The organism is Catellatospora sp. IY07-71 (assembly GCF_018326265.1).
GTDB lineage: Bacteria > Actinomycetota > Actinomycetes > Mycobacteriales > Micromonosporaceae > Catellatospora.
The window spans coordinates 2,246,176-2,262,084 of the sequence record NZ_AP023360.1 but is presented as its reverse complement, the minus strand read 5'-3'; the positions used below and the strand labels follow the sequence as shown (position 1 = coordinate 2,262,084).

Below are 15,909 nucleotides of genomic sequence, written 5' to 3'. Positions count from 1 at the left end.
AAGGAAGGGCACCTTCTTATCGTTTTCCGATGTAGAAGGTGCCCTTCCTAACGCCGTCTCGGCAGACCGGTGAAATCGCCGATGTCCGGCCCGGCGCGCGTGCGGAGACTGATCACGGAGCGCCGCGCGCGCGGCGGCGTGCCGATCGAGTGCAGCGGACCCGCAGTCCCTGACCTGATCGGAGAGCCGCCATGCACACCTTCACCTCGTACGACGGCACCACCCTGGCGTACTACACCTGGGGCGAGACCACCGGCGACCTGCCCGCCGTCGTGCTGCACCACGGCTTCAGCTCCTCGGCGCTGGGCAACTGGCACCTGCCGGGCGTGGTCGACGCGCTGGTCGCGGCAGGCCGCCACGTCGTCGCGATCGACGCCCGGGGCCACGGCGCGTCCGAGAAGCACACCGACCCCGACCGGTACGGCGAGGACAAGATGGCCCGAGACCTCGGCGTCCTCATCGACCTGCTGGGGCTGAACCGCTACGACCTGGCCGGCTACTCGATGGGCGGCATCGTCGCGCTGCTCGCCGCAGCGGGCGACCACCGGGTCCGCCGCCTGGTCACGGGCGGGATCGGCGCGAGCGTCGTCGAGCAGGGCGGCCTGGACCGGGCGGCGCTGCCGGGGCGCGAGCTGATCGACGGCCTGCTCACCGACGACCCCGCCACCATCACCGACGAACGGGTCATGGGCTTCCGCATGTTCGCCGAGGCGACGGGCGCCGACCGGCGGGCCCTGGCCGCGCAGGCGCAGGCGAGTCACCGCACGCCGATCCCGCTGGACCGGATCACCATCCCCGCGCTGGTTCTCGCGGGCACCGACGACTGGCTCGCGCGGCGGCCGGAGGTCCTCGCGGCCGGGCTGCCCGACGCGCGCTGGAAGGTCCTGGCCGGCGACCACCTCACCGTCGTCCGCAACCCGGAGTTCGCCGCCGTCCTCACCGCCTTCCTGACCTGACCCCGTCGCGCAGCCGACGGCGGCTGGCGGCTGGCGGCTGGCGGCTGGCGGCTGGCCCATGATCGCGGTTTCGTGTCAGAACCTCGGGTAGAACCTCAGGTTTGGACACGAACTAGCGATCTTGCCGGGCAGGGCCGGGGCAGGGCCGGGGCAGGGCAGAGCAGAGCAGCGCACGGCTGGGCAGGACGGCCACCGTGGGGGACGGCTGATCGCCGCGGCGAAGGGAGTGCCGCGGCGATCAGCCCTTGAGGGCGCCGGTGATGACGCCCTTGGTGAAGTGGCGCTGGATGAACGGGTACACGATGACGATCGGGATCAGCACCACGACCACGACCGCCATCTTCACGGCGAGGCTGGGCGGGGCCTGGAACCCGAGCGCCGGCGGCGAGCCGATGCCCGCCGGGCTCTGGCCGGCCAGGATGTACGCCTGCAGCACCTGCTGCACGACGTGGTCCTCGGAGTTGTTGAGGTACAGCACCGCGTTGAAGTACATGTTCCAGTAGCCGACGGCGTAGAACAGCCCGACGACGGCGACCACGGCCTTGGACAGCGGCAGCACGATCCGGGTCAGGATGCGCCACTCCCCCGCCCCGTCGATGCGCGCGCTGTCGACCAGCTCGCCGGGTATGCCCATGAAGAACTGGCGTACCACGATCAGGTTGAACGCGTTGACGGCGGCGGGCAGGATCAGCGACCAGTGCGAGTCCTTCAGCCCGAGGCTGGTCACCACCACGTAGCTGGGGATCAGGCCCGGTCCGATCAGGAACGTGATCAGGAAGAACAGCAGCAGCGGCCGGTGGAACAGGCTGCCCGGCCGGGACAGCCCGTAGGCGGCGAGCACGGTGCAGACCAGGGCCAGCAGCGTGCCGACGATCGTCACGAACATGCTGTTCCAAACCGCGCGGGACACCTCACCCCGCGTGAAGATCAGCACGTACGCCGAGATGTCGAAGTCCCGCGGCCGGAACACCATGCCGCCCGCGTCCGCGATGGCCTGGCGGGACGAGAAGCTCGTCACCAGGATCGACCACACCGGGATCAGCACGGCCAGCACCACGCCGGTGAGCACGGCGCCCTTGGCGAGCTGCCCGGCGACGGTGGGCGGCTCCTCCCAGGCGGGCCGCCGGTTGCGCCGCCTGGCACGCGCGGCCGGGTTCAGCAGAGCGGTCATGAGCGGACGAACACCCCCTCCTCGCCGAAGCGGCGGGCCAACCGGTTGGCGATCAGGATCAGGACCAGGCCGATGACCGCCTTGAACAGGCCGGCCGCCGTGCCGACGCCGTAGTCCTGGGTGGCCAGGCCGAGGTAGTACACGTACGTGTCGAGCACCTCGGCGGCCTGTCGGCCGACGGCCTCGCGCTGCAGGTAGAACTGCTCGAAGCCGACGGTGAGCGCGTTGCCGAGCTGGAGGATGAGCAGCAGCACCACGACCGGCCGCAGGCCGGGCAGGGTGACGTGCCACAGCCGCCGCCACCGGGTGGCGCCGTCGGAGGCGGCCGCCTCGTACAAACTCTGGTCGATCGCGGTGAGCGCGGCGAGGAAGATGATGGTGCCCCAGCCGACGTCCTTCCACAGCCCCTGCGTGCTGACCAGGAGGATGAACGTGTCGGGGTTGCCCATGATGTTCCACGGCTCCATGCCGTTGTCGCGCAGCACCGTGGCGAGCAGGCCCGCCCCGCCGAGCATCTGCACGAAGAACGTCACCACCAGCACCCAGCTGAAGAAGTGCGGCAGGTAGACGACGGTCTGGATGAAGCCGCGCAGCCGCGGCGACAGCACGCTGTTGAGCAGGATGGCCAGCGCGATCGGCAGCGGGAAGAAGAAGACCAGCTGGAACGCGGTGAGGGTGAGCGTGTTGCGCAGCGCGTCCCAGAACTGCGAGTCCTCGAACAGCTCGGCGAAGTTGGTGAACCCGATGAACGGGCTGTTCACGATCGCCTCGACGGCGCTGTCCCCGGCCCACTGGTCGTAGTCCATGAAGGCGACCACGTTGCCCAGCAGCGGCAGGTAGTGGAAGACCGCGAGCAGCAGCACCGCGGGCACGGTCATCAGCAGCAGCGCGCGGTCGCGGTGGAACTTCGCGCGCAGCGTCATGCCGCGCCGGGCGGGCGGCGGGGCCGCCTGCGGCTCGGGTGTCGCCTGGACGGGGAGGGGCCGGGCCTGCACGGGCCCGGCCACCCCGGTCTTGCCTGTCATTCGTGCTACCTCATCGGCCCGCGTCGGACAGCGCCTTGGCCAAGAAGGTACGCCCCTCCTCGCCGCCCCCGTCGCGCCACTCCTTCAGCACGACGTCGAGGTCGGACAGCGGCCGCCGGCCGCGCGCGATGTCGGTGATCTTGTCCTCGGTCGGCTGCTTCACCTTCACGTAGCCGGCCGGCATCTCGATCTTGATGCCCGACCACGGGTCCTTCTCCAGGAAGCCCACCGCGGCGTTCTCCCAGTTGATCAGGTCGTTGACGTACGTGGGGACGCGCGCGTCGTACTTGATCGTCGGCGCCGTCCCGGCCAGGAACCGGAACTGGTCGGCCTTCTCCTTGGCCTGCAGGTCGGTGCCCTGCGGCCAGCCGCCCTCGCCCCGGGTGAAGTGCTTGCCCTCGACGCCGTACTCGATGAGCTCGAACTCCTTGGTGCCCAGCGGGGCGGCGGCGAAGTTGAGCACGCCCAGGATCTCGGCGATCTTCTCCTTGGGCAGGCCCTTCTTGACGAAGGTGTAGAAGATCGGGTCGCCGGAGCCGTGCACCAGCGGCTGCCCGCCGTCGGCGGCGAAGTAGGGCACCGGCTGCATGTTGAAGCCCTGGGTGACCTTCTGCTGCTCCGCCTGCACGCCGAGCCACGAGCCCACGCCGTCCTGCACCATGACGATCTTGCCACTGGAGAACAGCAGCTTGGCGTCGGCGCCCTTGCTCGCCACCACCTCCGGGTGGACCAGGCCCTCCTTGTAGAGGCGGGCCATGAACTCCAGCGCGGCCTTGAACTCGGCCGTCTCGTACTTGAACTCGACCTTGCCGTCCTTGTACCGCCAGCCCTCCTTGGCGCCCGGCACTCGGAAGATCATCTCGACCATGGCCAGGATGTTGTTGAAGGCCCACACGCCCTTGTCGGGGCTGGTCACCTTCTTGCCGAACTGGTAGAGCTCGTCGGCGGTCTTGGGGACGGCCGCGCCGAGGACGTCGGTGATGTCCTTGCGGTAGAACAGCGCCCACGGGTACGGGCCGTCGGTGGGCCACGGCACCGCCATCAGGCGCTGGTTCCAGATCGCGTTCGACCAGGCCACGGTGGGCAGGTTGGCCAGCATCGCGTACGGCTTGACCTTGTCCCCGGCGAGGTGGTCGGACAGGTCCTCGAACAGGGCCTTGACGGCCTCGGAGAAGTTCGGGATCTTCGGGATCTCCCAGCTGGGGATGCACAGCACGTCCGGGATGTCCCGGGCGGGCAGGATCGCGTTCAGCTTGTCGGCGTAGGTGTTGCCGTCCTGGATGCCCGGGGTCACCACGGCGCCCAGCTCCGCGTTGATCGCGTCGAGGTAGGCGTTCTGGCCGGGACCGGCCGGCACCTGGCCCCAGTACGGCGTCATCGTGGTGATGGTGCTGCCCCGGCCGGGCTTCTCGGTGATCGCGTCGACCAGCGAGGCCGGGTACTTGGTGAACCCGTTGGCGACCGGCGAGACGCCCTTGATGTCCGGCTGGACCAGCTCGAGCGGCTGGTACTTCGGCAGGACCGCGGACAGCTGGTCGACCTGCTGCGCGGTGCCCTCGTTCGCCGCCTTCTCACCGCAGCCGGCGAGCGTGCCGCCGCCGGCCACGGCGATCGCGCCCAGGCCCATCAGGCTCAGGAACGACCGGCGGTTCGCCGCCGCGCCCGCGAGGGGGTTGTCCACGGCGTGCTCCCTTCGTCATTTGTCAAGCTCAGGATCAGGGAAAGGGGTGTGTGTGGAGCGGGGTACGCGGTACAGTTAGTTCGTCTTTCGACTAAACAAACTAACCCATGGTCCTGCCGACCACAAGGGAGCGTTCCCACGCGGGGTCCGCACCCGTGCCGCCGGATGTGCGGATACGGCATGATGGTGCGACCAGTGCAGTCACACCGGAGGGCAGACGGTGATCACGATGCAGCGCGGCCCTCAGCCGGCGGACTTCGCCGACGTCAGGGCCACGAACCTCGCCGTCGTGCTGCGCTACGTTCGCGGCCACGCGCCCTGCTCCCGCGCCGAGATCGCGGCGGCGACCGGCCTGAACAAGGCCACCGTGTCCAGCCTCGTCGCCGACCTCATCGACCGGCGGCTGCTGCGCGAGACCGGGCTGACCGAGCACCGCATCGGCCGCCCGGCCACCATGCTGGTCCTCGACGGCTCACCGTACGCCGCGATCGGCATCGAGGTGAACGCCGACTACCTCACCGCCGTGGCCATCGACCTCGCCGGGCAGCAGGTGCTGTCCTGGCGGCGCTCGTTCGCCGGGCTCGCCTCCAGCCCGGCCCAGGCCGCCACCGCGATCGCCGCGCTGGGCCGCCGCGCGGTCAACCGCGTGCTCAAGGAGGAGCGGCGGGTGCTCGGCCTGACCATCGGCGTGCCCGGCCTGGTCGACCCGGACGGCGTCGTCATCATGGCCCCCAACCTGGGCTGGCACGACGTCAACCTGCGCGACATCGTCAACCGCGCCCTCGGCGAGCCCGGCTTCCCGGTCGCCGTCGACAACGACGCCAACCTCGCGGTGCTGGCCGAGTCGCGCTACGGCGAGTTCGCCGGCGCGCAGAACCTCATCTACCTGACCGGCGAGGTCGGCATCGGCGCGGGCATCATCAGCGACGGCCACCCGCTGCGCGGCCACCGCGGCTTTCCCGGCGAGATCGGCCACATCACCGTCGACCCGCAGGGCCCGCCGTGCGGCTGCGGCCGCCGCGGCTGCCTGGAGGCCATCGCCGGCATCTCCGCGATCATCGCGCGGGTCCTCCCCGAGGTCGCGGGCGACGGCGACATCACCGACCTGCAGCCCGAGGTCGACGAGGTGGTACGCCGGGCACGCGGCAACGACCCGGCGGCGCTGCGGGCGCTGGACGAGGTCGGCCGGGCGCTCGGCATCGGCGTCTCCATCCTGGCGAACCTGCTCGACCCGGAGGTCGTGGTGCTCGGCGGTTACTTCGTGCCGCTCGCGCCCTGGCTGCTGCCCGCGGTCGAGACCGAGCTGCGCGACCGCCGCATCGGCCCGGAGCAGGGCGGCGTGCGCGTGGCCGCATCCATCCTGGACCACGGCGCGGCGGCCACCGGCGGCGCCGCCACCGTCCTCGACCACGTCGACGCGGGCCGCCTCCCCCGCCTCTGACGCGCGCATCGTTATCCGTTCGCGAGCCGTTATTACGGGTGTAATCCGGACCAACTGGACGGAGCGATACCCGTGGGCAGTGACCGGCCGGTGTTCGTGGTGGGCTGCCCGCGGTCGGGCACGACGATGCTGCAGCTGATGCTGCACGCGCACCCGCGCATCGCGATCCCTCCGGAGACCCGGTTCCTGCTGGCCGCGTACGCCAACCGCCGCTCCTACGGCGACCTGGCCGAGCCCGCCAACCGCCGCCGCCTGGCCGAGTGGATCGTGGACGGGAAGACCGCGTTCGGCGACCTCGGCCTCGACGCGGACGTGATCATCGAGGAGATCGCGGCCGGCCCGCCGACCCTGGGCTCGGCGATGGGCATCGTGTTCCAGGCGTACGCCCGCCGCTTCGACAAGCCCCGCTGGGGCGACAAGCGCCCGGCGTATCTGAACAACCTCGGCGCGCTGCTGCGGCTGTTTCCGGACGCGCAGATCGTGAACATCGTGCGGGACGGGCGCGACTGCGTCGCCTCGCTCGGCGAGACGCCGTGGCAGCAGGGCAAGGACGTGTGCCACGCGATCTCGGACTGGGCGCGGGCGATGGACAGCTCGGCCCGCGCCCGCCGCAGCCTGTCCGCCGACAGCTACCACGAGGTGCGCTACGAGCGGCTGGTCGCCGACCCGGAGCCGGAGCTGCGCACGATCTGCCGCTTCCTGGGTGAGGAGTACGACCCCGCGATGGCCGAGCCGGCCCGGGTGGCCGACGTGGCGGTGCCCAGCCGCAAGAGCTGGCACAAGCTGACGCACGCGCCGGTGACCACGGACCGGGTGGGCAGCTGGCGGGAGCGGCTGGCGCCGTGGCAGATCACGCTGTGCGAGGCGAAGCTCGGCCGCCACCTGCGCGAGCTGGGCTACCCGCTGTCGGGCGCGGGCTCGCCCTGGTGGAAGGGCCCCGGCCGGGTGCACTACCTGCACTACCCGCGGCTGGACGGCCCGCGCCGCACGGTCGGCGTCCGCCGCGCCTTCGGTGGGCTGCGCGACCGGATGCGGCCCGCCGAGTCCCTCGCCTACCGGCCCGCCGCGCCTCGCGAGCTGCTCTCCCGCTGACGATCCACAAAGCATGATCGATTCACCTGGGCGCGCTGCTGGGGCGCTGTCCGAAGCGTGCGGGCCGGTGACCCGTCAAGATCGGATGGGAACGCTCCCTTGACGACGGCCCGCCGCGCGCGGTAAACCTCTGGCGTACTCCGTTGTGAAATCAGGTGGAAACAGCGCCGGGCGGAGTATTTTTCGGCCGATCGTCGAAGCGCTTCGACTGTGGATCAGGGATGCTCCATCCTCGATCCATTGTCGAAGCGCTTCGACTACCCCTCCAGAGCTGCCCATACTCCACGCACTCTTCCGACCGTCCGCCCAGACGAAGGAACCCGGCGATGAACTTCCGCGACCCCAGCGCTCCCCTGCCCGATCGCGTCGACGACCTGCTCGCCCAGCTCACGCTGCCCGAGAAGGTGTCCCTGCTGCACCAGCACCAGCCCCCGATCCCCCGGCTCGGGCTCGGCCCGTTCCGCACCGGCACCGAGGCCCTGCACGGCCTGGCCTGGCTCGGTGAGGCGACGGTGTTCCCGCAGGCCGTCGGGCTCGGCGCGAGCTGGGACCCTGAGCTGGCGCGCCGAGTCGGCGCGGCCACCGGCGACGAGGTCCGGGCCAGCCACCACAAGGACCCGTCCGGCGCCCAGCTCAACGTGTGGGCACCCGTGGTCAACCCGCTGCGCGACCCGCGCTGGGGCCGCAACGAGGAGGGCTACAGCGAGGACGCCTGGCTCACCGGGATCATGGGCGAGGCGTACGCGCGCGGCCTGCGCGGCGACCACCCCGTCTACCTGAAGACGGCCCCGACGCTGAAGCACTTCCTCGGCTACAACAACGAGAACGACCGCTGCGTCAGCTCCAGCAACCTCGGCCCGCGCGTGCTGCACGAGTACGAGCTGCCCGCGTACCGCCCGGCGATCTCCAGCGGCGCGGCGGTCGCGGTGATGGCGTCGTACAACCTGGTCAACGGGCGGCCCGCGCACGTCAGCCCGCACCTGGCCGACGACCTGCGGTCGTGGACCGACGACGAGGTGCTGGTGGTGTCGGACGCGTACGCGCCGAGCAACCTCGCCGACCCGGCGCAGCAGGCGTACTTCCCCGATCACGCCACCAGTCACGCCGCGTCGCTCAAGGCGGGCGTGGACAGCTTCACCGACGCCGACGCGCGTTCGCACGTCACCATCGAGCGGCTGACCGAGGCGCTGGAGCGCGGGCTGATCACCGAGGCGGACGTGGACCGCGCGGTGCGCCGCATCCTGACGATCCGGCTGCGGCTGGGCGAGTTCGACGCGGCGGACGAGAACCCGTACACCCGGATCGACCCGGACGTGGTGAACTGCCCGGCCCACCAGGCGCTGGCCCGCGAGGCGGCCACCCGCAGCATGGTGCTGCTCAAGCAGGAGTGCCGGCTGCTGCCGTTCGACTCCGCCGAGGTCCGCCGGGTCGCGGTGATCGGGCCGCTGGGCGACCAGCTGATGGCCGACTGGTACAGCGGCACCCTGCCCTACCAGGTCACCGCGCGGGACGGGCTGGCCGCGCGGCTCGGCGCGGACAACGTGGACTTCGCCGACGGGGCGGACCGCATCGCGCTGCGCCTGGCCGGTGGCGGCTACCTGGCGGTCGCCGACGGCGACGCGGGGGCGGCCGGGCTGCGGCGGGCGTTCGCCGACCCGCACGGCTTCGACGTGTTCGACTGGGGCAGCCACCCCGGCCGGGGCGGCCACCAGGGCACCAGCGTGCTCGCGCTGCGCTCGGCCGCCAACGGCCGGCACGTGACGGTCAAGGACGGCGTGCTGGTCGCCGACTCGTCCGGCCCGCACGGCTGGGACGTGCATGAGACGTTCCGCCTCGTCGAGCGGGCCGACGGCACGCTGTCGCTGCACCACGAGCTGAGCCAGAGCTACCTCACCGTGGGCGAGGACGGGGTCGCCGCCGTGGGCGCGGCGTACGACCAGGCCGCCCGGCTGACCGTGGAGCTGCGGCGCAGCGGCGTCGAGCAGGCCGCGGCCGCCGCCGCCGAGGCCGACGCGGTGGTGGTGGTGCTCGGCAACCACCCGCTGGTCAACGGCCGGGAGACCGAGGACCGGGAGAACCTGGCCCTGCCGCCCGCGCAGGAGGCGCTGCTGCGCGCCGTGTACGCCGCCAACCCGCGCACCGCCCTGGTGCTGACCAGCAGCTACCCGTACGCGATCAGCTGGGCCGACGTGCACCTGCCCGCGATCCTGTGGAGCTCGCACGGGGGTCAGGAGTACGGTCACGCCCTGGCCGACGTGCTGTTCGGCGACGCCGAGCCGGCCGGGCGGCTGCCGCAGACCTGGTACCGCAGCCACTGCGAGCTGCCCGACCTCTACGACTACGACATCATCACCAGCGACGCGACGTACCTCTACTACCGCGGCACCCCGCTCTACCCGTTCGGGCACGGCCTGAGCTGGGGCGAGTTCGAGTACGGCGCGGTGACCCTGGACACCGACGCGGTGGACGCCGACGGCGTGGTCACCGTGCGGGTCGAGGTGGCCAACACCGGCGAGCGTCCCGGCGAGGAGGTCGTCCAGCTCTACACCCACCAGCAGCGCTCGCGGGTCAAGCAGCCGCTGCGCCGGTTGCGCGGCTTCCAGCGGATCGCGCTCGCGCCCGGCGAGAAGACCGTGGTGACCATCGAGCTGAAGGCCGCCGACCTGGCCTTCTGGGACGTGACCACGAGCCGGTTCGTGGTCGAGGCGGCCCGGCACAAGGTCATGGTCGGCCGCTCGGCCACCGACATTCGCGGCTGCGCGACGCTGACCGTGCGCGGCGAGCGCATCGGCCCGCGCCGGCTGCCCGGCGTGCTGCGCGCGATCGACCACGACGAGGCGTGCGCGGTGGCGCTGGTGGACACCGCTCCCGAGCGGGGCGACTCGGTGCGGGCCGCCGACGCCGGGGCGTGGCTGTCGTTCGGCGCGACGGACCTGTCCGGCTGCGCGGCGGTGGAGTTCGCGGTGACCGGCGCACCGGGCCGGGTGGCGCTGCTGGACGGCGACCCGCTGGACGGTGAGGTGCTGGCCGAGGCGGTCTCGGCGGGCGGGGAGCGGTACGCGTACACGAAGATCAGCCGGGAGCTGGCCCCGACCGGCCGGACCGACCTATACCTGGTCTGCGACGCGCCCGGCATCATCGTGAGCGAGCTGCGGTTCTCGTGATCGGGTACGGCGGACGGCGGGTATGACCGCACGGGGAGAACAGGCGGGAGCAGCCATGAACGGCAGGACGCGGCGGTCGGCGCAGCGCGACAGCGTGGTGACGATCGCCGACGTGGCCAGGCACGCGGGCGTGTCCACGAGCACGGTGTCGTACGTGCTCAGCGGCAAGCGGGCCATCTCCGCCTCGACCAGCGCCCGGGTGCACGCCAGCATCCGCGCGCTGGGCTTCCACCCGCACGCGGGAGCCCGTTCCCTGGCCAGCAACCGGTCCAGCGTGATCGCGCTGGTGCTGCCGCTGCGGCAGGGCATGCACCTGCCCGTGCTGATGCAGTTCGCCACCGCGGTGGTGACCAGCGCCCGGATGCACCACCACGACGTGCTGCTGGTGACCGCCGACGAGGGCCCGGCCGGGTTGCGCCGGGTCGCCGCCGGGGCGCTGGTGGACGGCCTGGTGCTGATGGACGTGGAGATGCACGACCCGCGCGTGCCCACGCTGCGGCGGCTGGAGCGGCCCAGCGTGCTGATCGGCCTGCCCGCCGACTCGGCCGGGCTGACCTGCGTCGACCTCGACTTCCACCGGGCCGGCGCGGTGTGCGTGGAGCACCTGGCCGCACTCGGCCACCGGGAGGTGGCGCTGCTCGGCGCGCCGCGCGTGGTCTACGACCGGGACACCGGCTTCGCGCACCGCACCCGGGACGGCTTCCTGGAGGCCGCGAAGCGGCTGAAGCTGACCGCGTACGCGCAGCCGTTCGAGGAGCACCCGGAGGCGGTGCAGACCTCGCTCTCCCAGCTGCTCGACCACCACCCGGGGCTGACCGGCCTGGTCGTGCACAACGAGGCGGCCGTCGCGCACGTGCTGGCCGCGCTGCGCACGCTGGACCGCCGGGTGCCCGAGGACGTGTCGGTGGTCGCGATCTGCCCCGACGAGCTGGCCGAGCGCTCCTCGCCCGTGCTCAGCTCGGTGCAGATCCCGGCCGAGGACGTCGGCCGCTATGCCGTGGAGCTGCTGATGCAGAAGCTCGACGGGGTGCCCGTGCCCGACTCGACGCTGCTCGCGCCGAAGCTCACCGCCCGCGCCAGCACCGCCGCGCCCGCGCGCCCCTGATCGCCTGCGCGGTAAGGGTTTTCCCGGAAATCGGGACTTCACAAGACGGCAACCGCGCGGTTAAATCGTGCTGACAGAGGTGGGAGCGCTTCCATCGATGTCTGCCGAAACGCCTGGAAATCCCTGACACCCCGCGCACGCGATACGAGGTAGCGACGGGGCGGATGCGCCCACATCCGCCCCGTCAGTGCCCTACCGCGGCGACTCGCGTCGCGCGGCTCCACGGACAGGAGAATCCTAGTGCCTACCCACAGTGACGCCATCCGCCCTCCGGGCCGGTGGCGCCGTTTGTTCGCCGGAGCCTGCGGCGTCGTCACCCTCTCCACCCTCGCGGTCGGCCTGGCCGGGGCGCCCGCCCAGGGCGCCACCTGCACCGTCAGCTGAAAGGAAGGGCACCTTCTTATCGCTTTCCGTGGTAGAAGGTGCCCTTCTTAACGTGTCAGCCTGCTGGCCGAGCCGTGTTCCGGCTCGCCGGACGGCCGCGAACGCATGGGTGGACGGTGGTGACGTGCCGCTGAGCGCCTGAAGATCGCAGTTTCGTGTCACTTTGCTGGGCAGAACCGCAGATCTTGGCACGAAGTCGCGATCATGAGCCCAGCCCACGCCGCTCGACCCTGCTGAGCGGCCCACTCCACCGCGCGAGCGCGTTAGGAAGGGCACCTTTCTCTACGGAAAACGATAAGAAGGTGCCCTTCCTTTCCTAGAGCTTGCCGACGCCGGCGCCGGCGGCGACCTTGGCGGGGACGGTGGACGCGCTGTCCAGGGTGTACGAGTAGAACGTCCCCGGCTCGAGCACCGACCCGTTCGCCTCGCACACGCCGGAGTTGACGAACGCGTTCGCGCGCTGGACCAGGCGGCCGGGCGCGCTGTCGGCGTACCCGTTCGTCGAGTAGCACGGATACGCCGTGTTCTCGAAGTAGTTGCCCTCCACGACCACGCCCGCGTTCTCGGTGGACGCCACGCCGTAGAGCCCGATGTTCCGGTAGTGGTTGTTGTACACGTGCACCGGCTCGCCGAACCGCACCCGCGGATGCCGCTGGTTGGACCCGTCGAACAGGTTGTGGTGGTAGGTCACCTTCAGATACCCGGTGTCCGCCGGGAACGAGTCCGAGTGCCCGAGCAGCATCGACTTGTCCGTGCCGTGGAACACGTTCCAGGACACGGTCACGTAGTTCGACTGCCGCTTCACGTCGACCGAGCCGTCGTAGCCCGGCCAGAACTCGTTGTGGTCGATCCATACGTGGTGCGAGCCGTTGTGCACGCTCACCGAGTCGTCGGACGGGTTGCGGAAGGTGATGTTGCGGATGATCACGTTGTTGCCCGGCCGCGTGGTCGAGCCCAGCTGCAGCCCGCCGTCCACGATCTCGGCCGTGCTGCCGACGCCGATGATGCTCTTGTTCGCGACGACGAGGATCATGTCGCTGACCGTGATCCGGCCGGAGACCATGATGATGTACGGCTCCGCCCGTCCCGCATAGTCGGCCAGTTGCGCCGCGGACGTGACGGTGACGGTCTGCCCGCCCGCGCCGCCGTACGTGCCGTTCTGCCCCTGCCCGCTGACGGAGGCGTACCCGTCGGCCTGTCCCGGCGGGGGCGGAGGCGGCGGGCTGCCGCTCGGCGACGGCGAGGCCGACGCGGAGGCCGTGGGCGACGCGGGTGCGGACGGGTCCGGCCCGGGACCGGTGAACACCTGCACGTCGTCGAAGGACGCGCTGGCGTACTGCCCGACGAGCCCGATCCGGCCGGTGCCGAACGTGGCATCGGTGGCGCTGACCAGCTGCGTTCCGTTCACGGCCCCCCGCACCGTGCTGCCGGAGACCGACAGCGCGAGGGTGTACCAGGTGCCTGGGCTGACGGCGGTGGCGGCCTGCGCCAGCACGGTCACCCCGCCACCGCTGGTGCGGCGCAGCTCGGCGCGGCCGGCGCCGACCAGCACGAGCGAGTAGAAGCTGGACGTGCTCTGGGCGCGGGCGGCGACACCCGCGGCCCGGCTGGAGTTGGCGAAGGCGATCGGCTTGACCCGGGCCGACACGGTGTAGTCGGTCCAGGTGCTGGAGCCGGACAGGGACTTCGCGTCGGCGCTGGTGCTGGACTGGCGGTAGGCGCGCGAGCCGTCGGCGACCACCGACCAGCTGCCGCCGGAGCTGCTCCAGCCCGAGGCGTTGCCGTCCTCGAAGTCGTCGGTGAACAGGGTGGCCGCCGAGGCGGCCGTGGTGAGGCCGACCGCCAGGGCGAGGGCGGTGGCGGTGGTGCCGGCCAGGATCGCGAGGCGTCGGCCGTGCGTTGTCGACATCTCTCCTCCGTTAGGGACGGTGCCGGAAGGGGACGGTGCGGTGAGCGTTAAGAAGGGCACCTTCCTATACAGAAGGCGATAAGAAGGTGCCCTTCCTTTCGGAGCTACAGGACTACGACGCGGCCGCCGAGGGTGACGATCAGCGCGCCGGTGGAGTTGAAGGACCAGCCGAGGCTGCCGGTGAAGTTGGCGCACCGGGAGCCGTTGGAGCCCATCCACCACTGGTTGGTGCTGTCCGTGTTGCCGACGATCTTGTCGTTGGTGCCGCTGGAGCTGCGGCAGGACGTGTTGTTGCGGAAGACCGAGGAGCCGGCCTCGAAGGTGAAGTTGCGCTCGGTGTTGTTGATGCTCAGGTTGTTCGAGATCGTCATCGAGCCGTTGTTGCGGTTGTAGGTGAAGCCGTGCTTGCCGTTGCCGACCGCGATGGTGCGGCGCACGAGGTGGTTCACGCCGATGTCCTCGCCGCCCAGCTTGAAGCCGTTGCGGTCGCCGTTGCCGGCCTGGCCGCCGTTGCTCAGCGTGCCGTTGTTGTAGGCGAGGGAGTCCTCGATCGTCACCGCGCCGATCGGTCCGGTGTCGGTCTTGGTGTAGAGGTCCCAGCCGTCGTCGATGTTGTTGTGGGACACGCAGTAGCGGAAGACGTTGCCGGAGCCGACGGTCAGCTTGGCGGCGAAGCCGTCCGCGTCCTCACCGTCGGAGTCGGCGTTGTCGTGCGACTCCGCGCTGAGGATCAGGTTGTTGGCCGGCCACAGGCTGTTGGGCGTGTCGGACGCGATGCGCGACAGCTGCAGGCCGGTGTCCCGGTTGTAGCGGGTGATGGTGCGCTCGAGGATGTTGTTGCTGCCGCCGACGAAGATGCCGTTGTCCCCGGCGCGCTCCACGATCAGGCCGTAGACGTGCCAGTAGTTGCCGTTGACGGCCAGGCCCCGGTTGGCCGGGTCCTCCGCCTGCGCCGAGAAGTTCAGCACGGGCGTCTCGCCGGGGTACGCGGACAGCTTCTTGCGGGCGCTGGAGGTGCCGTTGTTGCCCGGCGCGATGGTCACCGTCGAGGAGTAGTTGTAGGTGCCGGCGCGCATGTAGATCGTCCCGCCCGCCGCGATCCGGGTGATCGCCGAGGTGAGCGTGGTCGGGTTCGACTGCGTGCCGGACGCGCCGTCGGTGCCGCCCGGCGCCACGTACAGCGTGGTGCCGGGCGGGGTGCTCGGGCTCGCGCTCGGGCTGGCCGGGGCGCTGGGCGACGCGCTCGGGCTGGCCGGGGCGCTCGGCGAGGCGCTGGGGCTCGCCGGGGTGCTCGGGCTCGCGCTCGGGCTGGCCGGGGCGCTCGGCGACGGCGCGGCTCCGTCGGAGACCACGATGTCGTCGAAGCGGGCGGCGGCGTACGACGTCGCCAGCACGATCCGGCCCGCACTGAACAGGCTGCTGCTGCCCGTGGCGACCTGCGCGCCGTTGACCCAGCCGGTCAGCGTGTTGCCGCTGACGGTGAGCTGCAGGCTGTACCAGGTGCCGGTGGTCACGGACAGGTTCGTGCCGCCGATGACGGTGACGCTGCTGCCGTTGACCACCTGCAGCTCGGCCCGCCCGGTGTTGAGCAGCGCGAGCTGGTAGCGGGTCGAGCTGCCGGTGGACCGGGCGCCCAGTGACGCGTAGCGGCCGGTGCCGTTGAACGCGGTCGGCTTGACCCGGGCGGTGACCGTGTAGTTGGTCCACGAGCTGCTGCCCGCGAACTGCCGGGCCAGCTCGCTGTCGGTCTTGCTCTGCTGGAACACGCCGGTGCCGTCGGTGACGACGGTCCAGTCGCCGCCGGACTTGGACCAGCCGGTGGCCGTGCCGCTGTTGAAGTTGTCGGAGAACAGCGTCGCGGCCATGGCCACGCCGCCGGTGAGGTTGATCAGGACCGTCATCACCATGGCGAGCAGCGCGGTGACCGCCGCCGTGACGAGGCCGGCGCGCCGGGCGCGACCGGAGTGAGGGGTACGCATGA

General features: G+C 71.2%; 11 protein-coding genes. 6 read left to right on the top strand and 5 right to left on the bottom strand.

From position 1 onward, the window contains the following. Window positions 1–191 precede the first annotated feature (191 nt). On the top strand, window positions 192–956 hold the full coding sequence (locus CS0771_RS10270; RefSeq protein WP_212840774.1) for an alpha/beta fold hydrolase: 765 nt from the start codon (window positions 192–194) through the stop codon (window positions 954–956). Between the two features lie 238 nt (window positions 957–1,194). Here CS0771_RS10270 and CS0771_RS10265 read toward each other — a convergent pair whose 3' ends face one another. From CS0771_RS10265 to CS0771_RS10255, 3 genes are read right to left on the bottom strand one after another with little or no spacing between them, the layout of a single operon-like run. Further along, entirely contained in the window at window positions 1,195–2,127 is a 933-nt protein-coding gene (locus tag CS0771_RS10265; RefSeq protein WP_212840773.1) for a carbohydrate ABC transporter permease, read from the bottom strand. Beyond that, a complete protein-coding gene (locus CS0771_RS10260) occupies window positions 2,124–3,152 on the bottom strand; it encodes a sugar ABC transporter permease (protein ID WP_212840772.1) in 1,029 nt (342 codons plus the stop codon). The genes CS0771_RS10265 and CS0771_RS10260 overlap by 4 nt, the downstream gene beginning before the upstream one ends. A gap of 10 nt (window positions 3,153–3,162) precedes the next feature. Continuing rightward, window positions 3,163–4,833, bottom strand: a complete 1,671-nt coding sequence (locus CS0771_RS10255) for an extracellular solute-binding protein (RefSeq protein ID WP_244870718.1) — start codon at window positions 4,831–4,833, stop codon at window positions 3,163–3,165. Window positions 4,834–5,062: 229 nt separating this feature from the next. Here CS0771_RS10255 and CS0771_RS10250 point away from each other — a divergent pair, with 229 nt between their 5' ends. The 5 genes from CS0771_RS10250 (at window position 5,063) to CS0771_RS10230 (ending at window position 12,019) form a co-directional block, all read left to right on the top strand. Continuing rightward, window positions 5,063–6,274 carry an ROK family transcriptional regulator gene (locus CS0771_RS10250; RefSeq protein WP_212840771.1) on the top strand — a complete coding sequence of 404 codons (1,212 nt, stop codon included), beginning with the start codon at window positions 5,063–5,065 and terminating at the stop codon, window positions 6,272–6,274. Between the two features lie 72 nt (window positions 6,275–6,346). After that, window positions 6,347–7,366: a sulfotransferase gene (locus CS0771_RS10245; protein ID WP_212840770.1), complete on the top strand. Its 1,020-nt coding sequence runs from the start codon at window positions 6,347–6,349 to the stop codon at window positions 7,364–7,366. 326 nt (window positions 7,367–7,692) lie between these two features. Further along, window positions 7,693–10,530, top strand: coding sequence for a glycoside hydrolase family 3 C-terminal domain-containing protein (locus CS0771_RS10240; RefSeq protein WP_212840769.1), 2,838 nt, complete (start codon window positions 7,693–7,695; stop codon window positions 10,528–10,530). Between the two features lie 55 nt (window positions 10,531–10,585). Then, window positions 10,586–11,635, top strand: coding sequence for a LacI family DNA-binding transcriptional regulator (locus CS0771_RS10235; protein WP_212840768.1), 1,050 nt, complete (start codon window positions 10,586–10,588; stop codon window positions 11,633–11,635). Window positions 11,636–11,875: 240 nt separating this feature from the next. Then, window positions 11,876–12,019, top strand: a complete 144-nt coding sequence (locus CS0771_RS10230) for a hypothetical protein (protein ID WP_212840767.1) — start codon at window positions 11,876–11,878, stop codon at window positions 12,017–12,019. 316 nt (window positions 12,020–12,335) lie between these two features. Here CS0771_RS10230 and CS0771_RS10225 read toward each other — a convergent pair whose 3' ends face one another. Together CS0771_RS10225 and CS0771_RS10220 are read right to left on the bottom strand one after the other, a co-directional pair. Next, on the bottom strand, window positions 12,336–13,928 hold the full coding sequence (locus CS0771_RS10225) for a family 16 glycoside hydrolase (RefSeq protein ID WP_212840766.1): 1,593 nt from the start codon (window positions 13,926–13,928) through the stop codon (window positions 12,336–12,338). A gap of 104 nt (window positions 13,929–14,032) precedes the next feature. Continuing rightward, on the bottom strand, window positions 14,033–15,907 hold the full coding sequence (locus tag CS0771_RS10220; RefSeq protein WP_212840765.1) for a family 16 glycoside hydrolase: 1,875 nt from the start codon (window positions 15,905–15,907) through the stop codon (window positions 14,033–14,035). Window positions 15,908–15,909 lie beyond the last annotated feature (2 nt).

Excerpts from the sequence above, each read along its gene's own strand:
- CS0771_RS10270 (WP_212840774.1), top strand. The coding sequence starts at position 192 with ATGCACACCTTCACCTCGTACGACGGCACCACCCTGGCGTACTACACC.
- CS0771_RS10265 (WP_212840773.1), bottom strand. The coding sequence starts at position 2,127 with ATGACCGCTCTGCTGAACCCGGCCGCGCGTGCCAGGCGGCGCAACCGG.
- CS0771_RS10260 (WP_212840772.1), bottom strand. The coding sequence starts at position 3,152 with ATGACAGGCAAGACCGGGGTGGCCGGGCCCGTGCAGGCCCGGCCCCTC.
- CS0771_RS10250 (WP_212840771.1), top strand. The coding sequence starts at position 5,063 with ATGCAGCGCGGCCCTCAGCCGGCGGACTTCGCCGACGTCAGGGCCACG.
- CS0771_RS10240 (WP_212840769.1), top strand. The coding sequence starts at position 7,693 with ATGAACTTCCGCGACCCCAGCGCTCCCCTGCCCGATCGCGTCGACGAC.
- CS0771_RS10235 (WP_212840768.1), top strand. The coding sequence starts at position 10,586 with ATGAACGGCAGGACGCGGCGGTCGGCGCAGCGCGACAGCGTGGTGACG.
- CS0771_RS10225 (WP_212840766.1), bottom strand. The coding sequence starts at position 13,928 with ATGTCGACAACGCACGGCCGACGCCTCGCGATCCTGGCCGGCACCACC.
- CS0771_RS10220 (WP_212840765.1), bottom strand. The coding sequence starts at position 15,907 with ATGCGTACCCCTCACTCCGGTCGCGCCCGGCGCGCCGGCCTCGTCACG.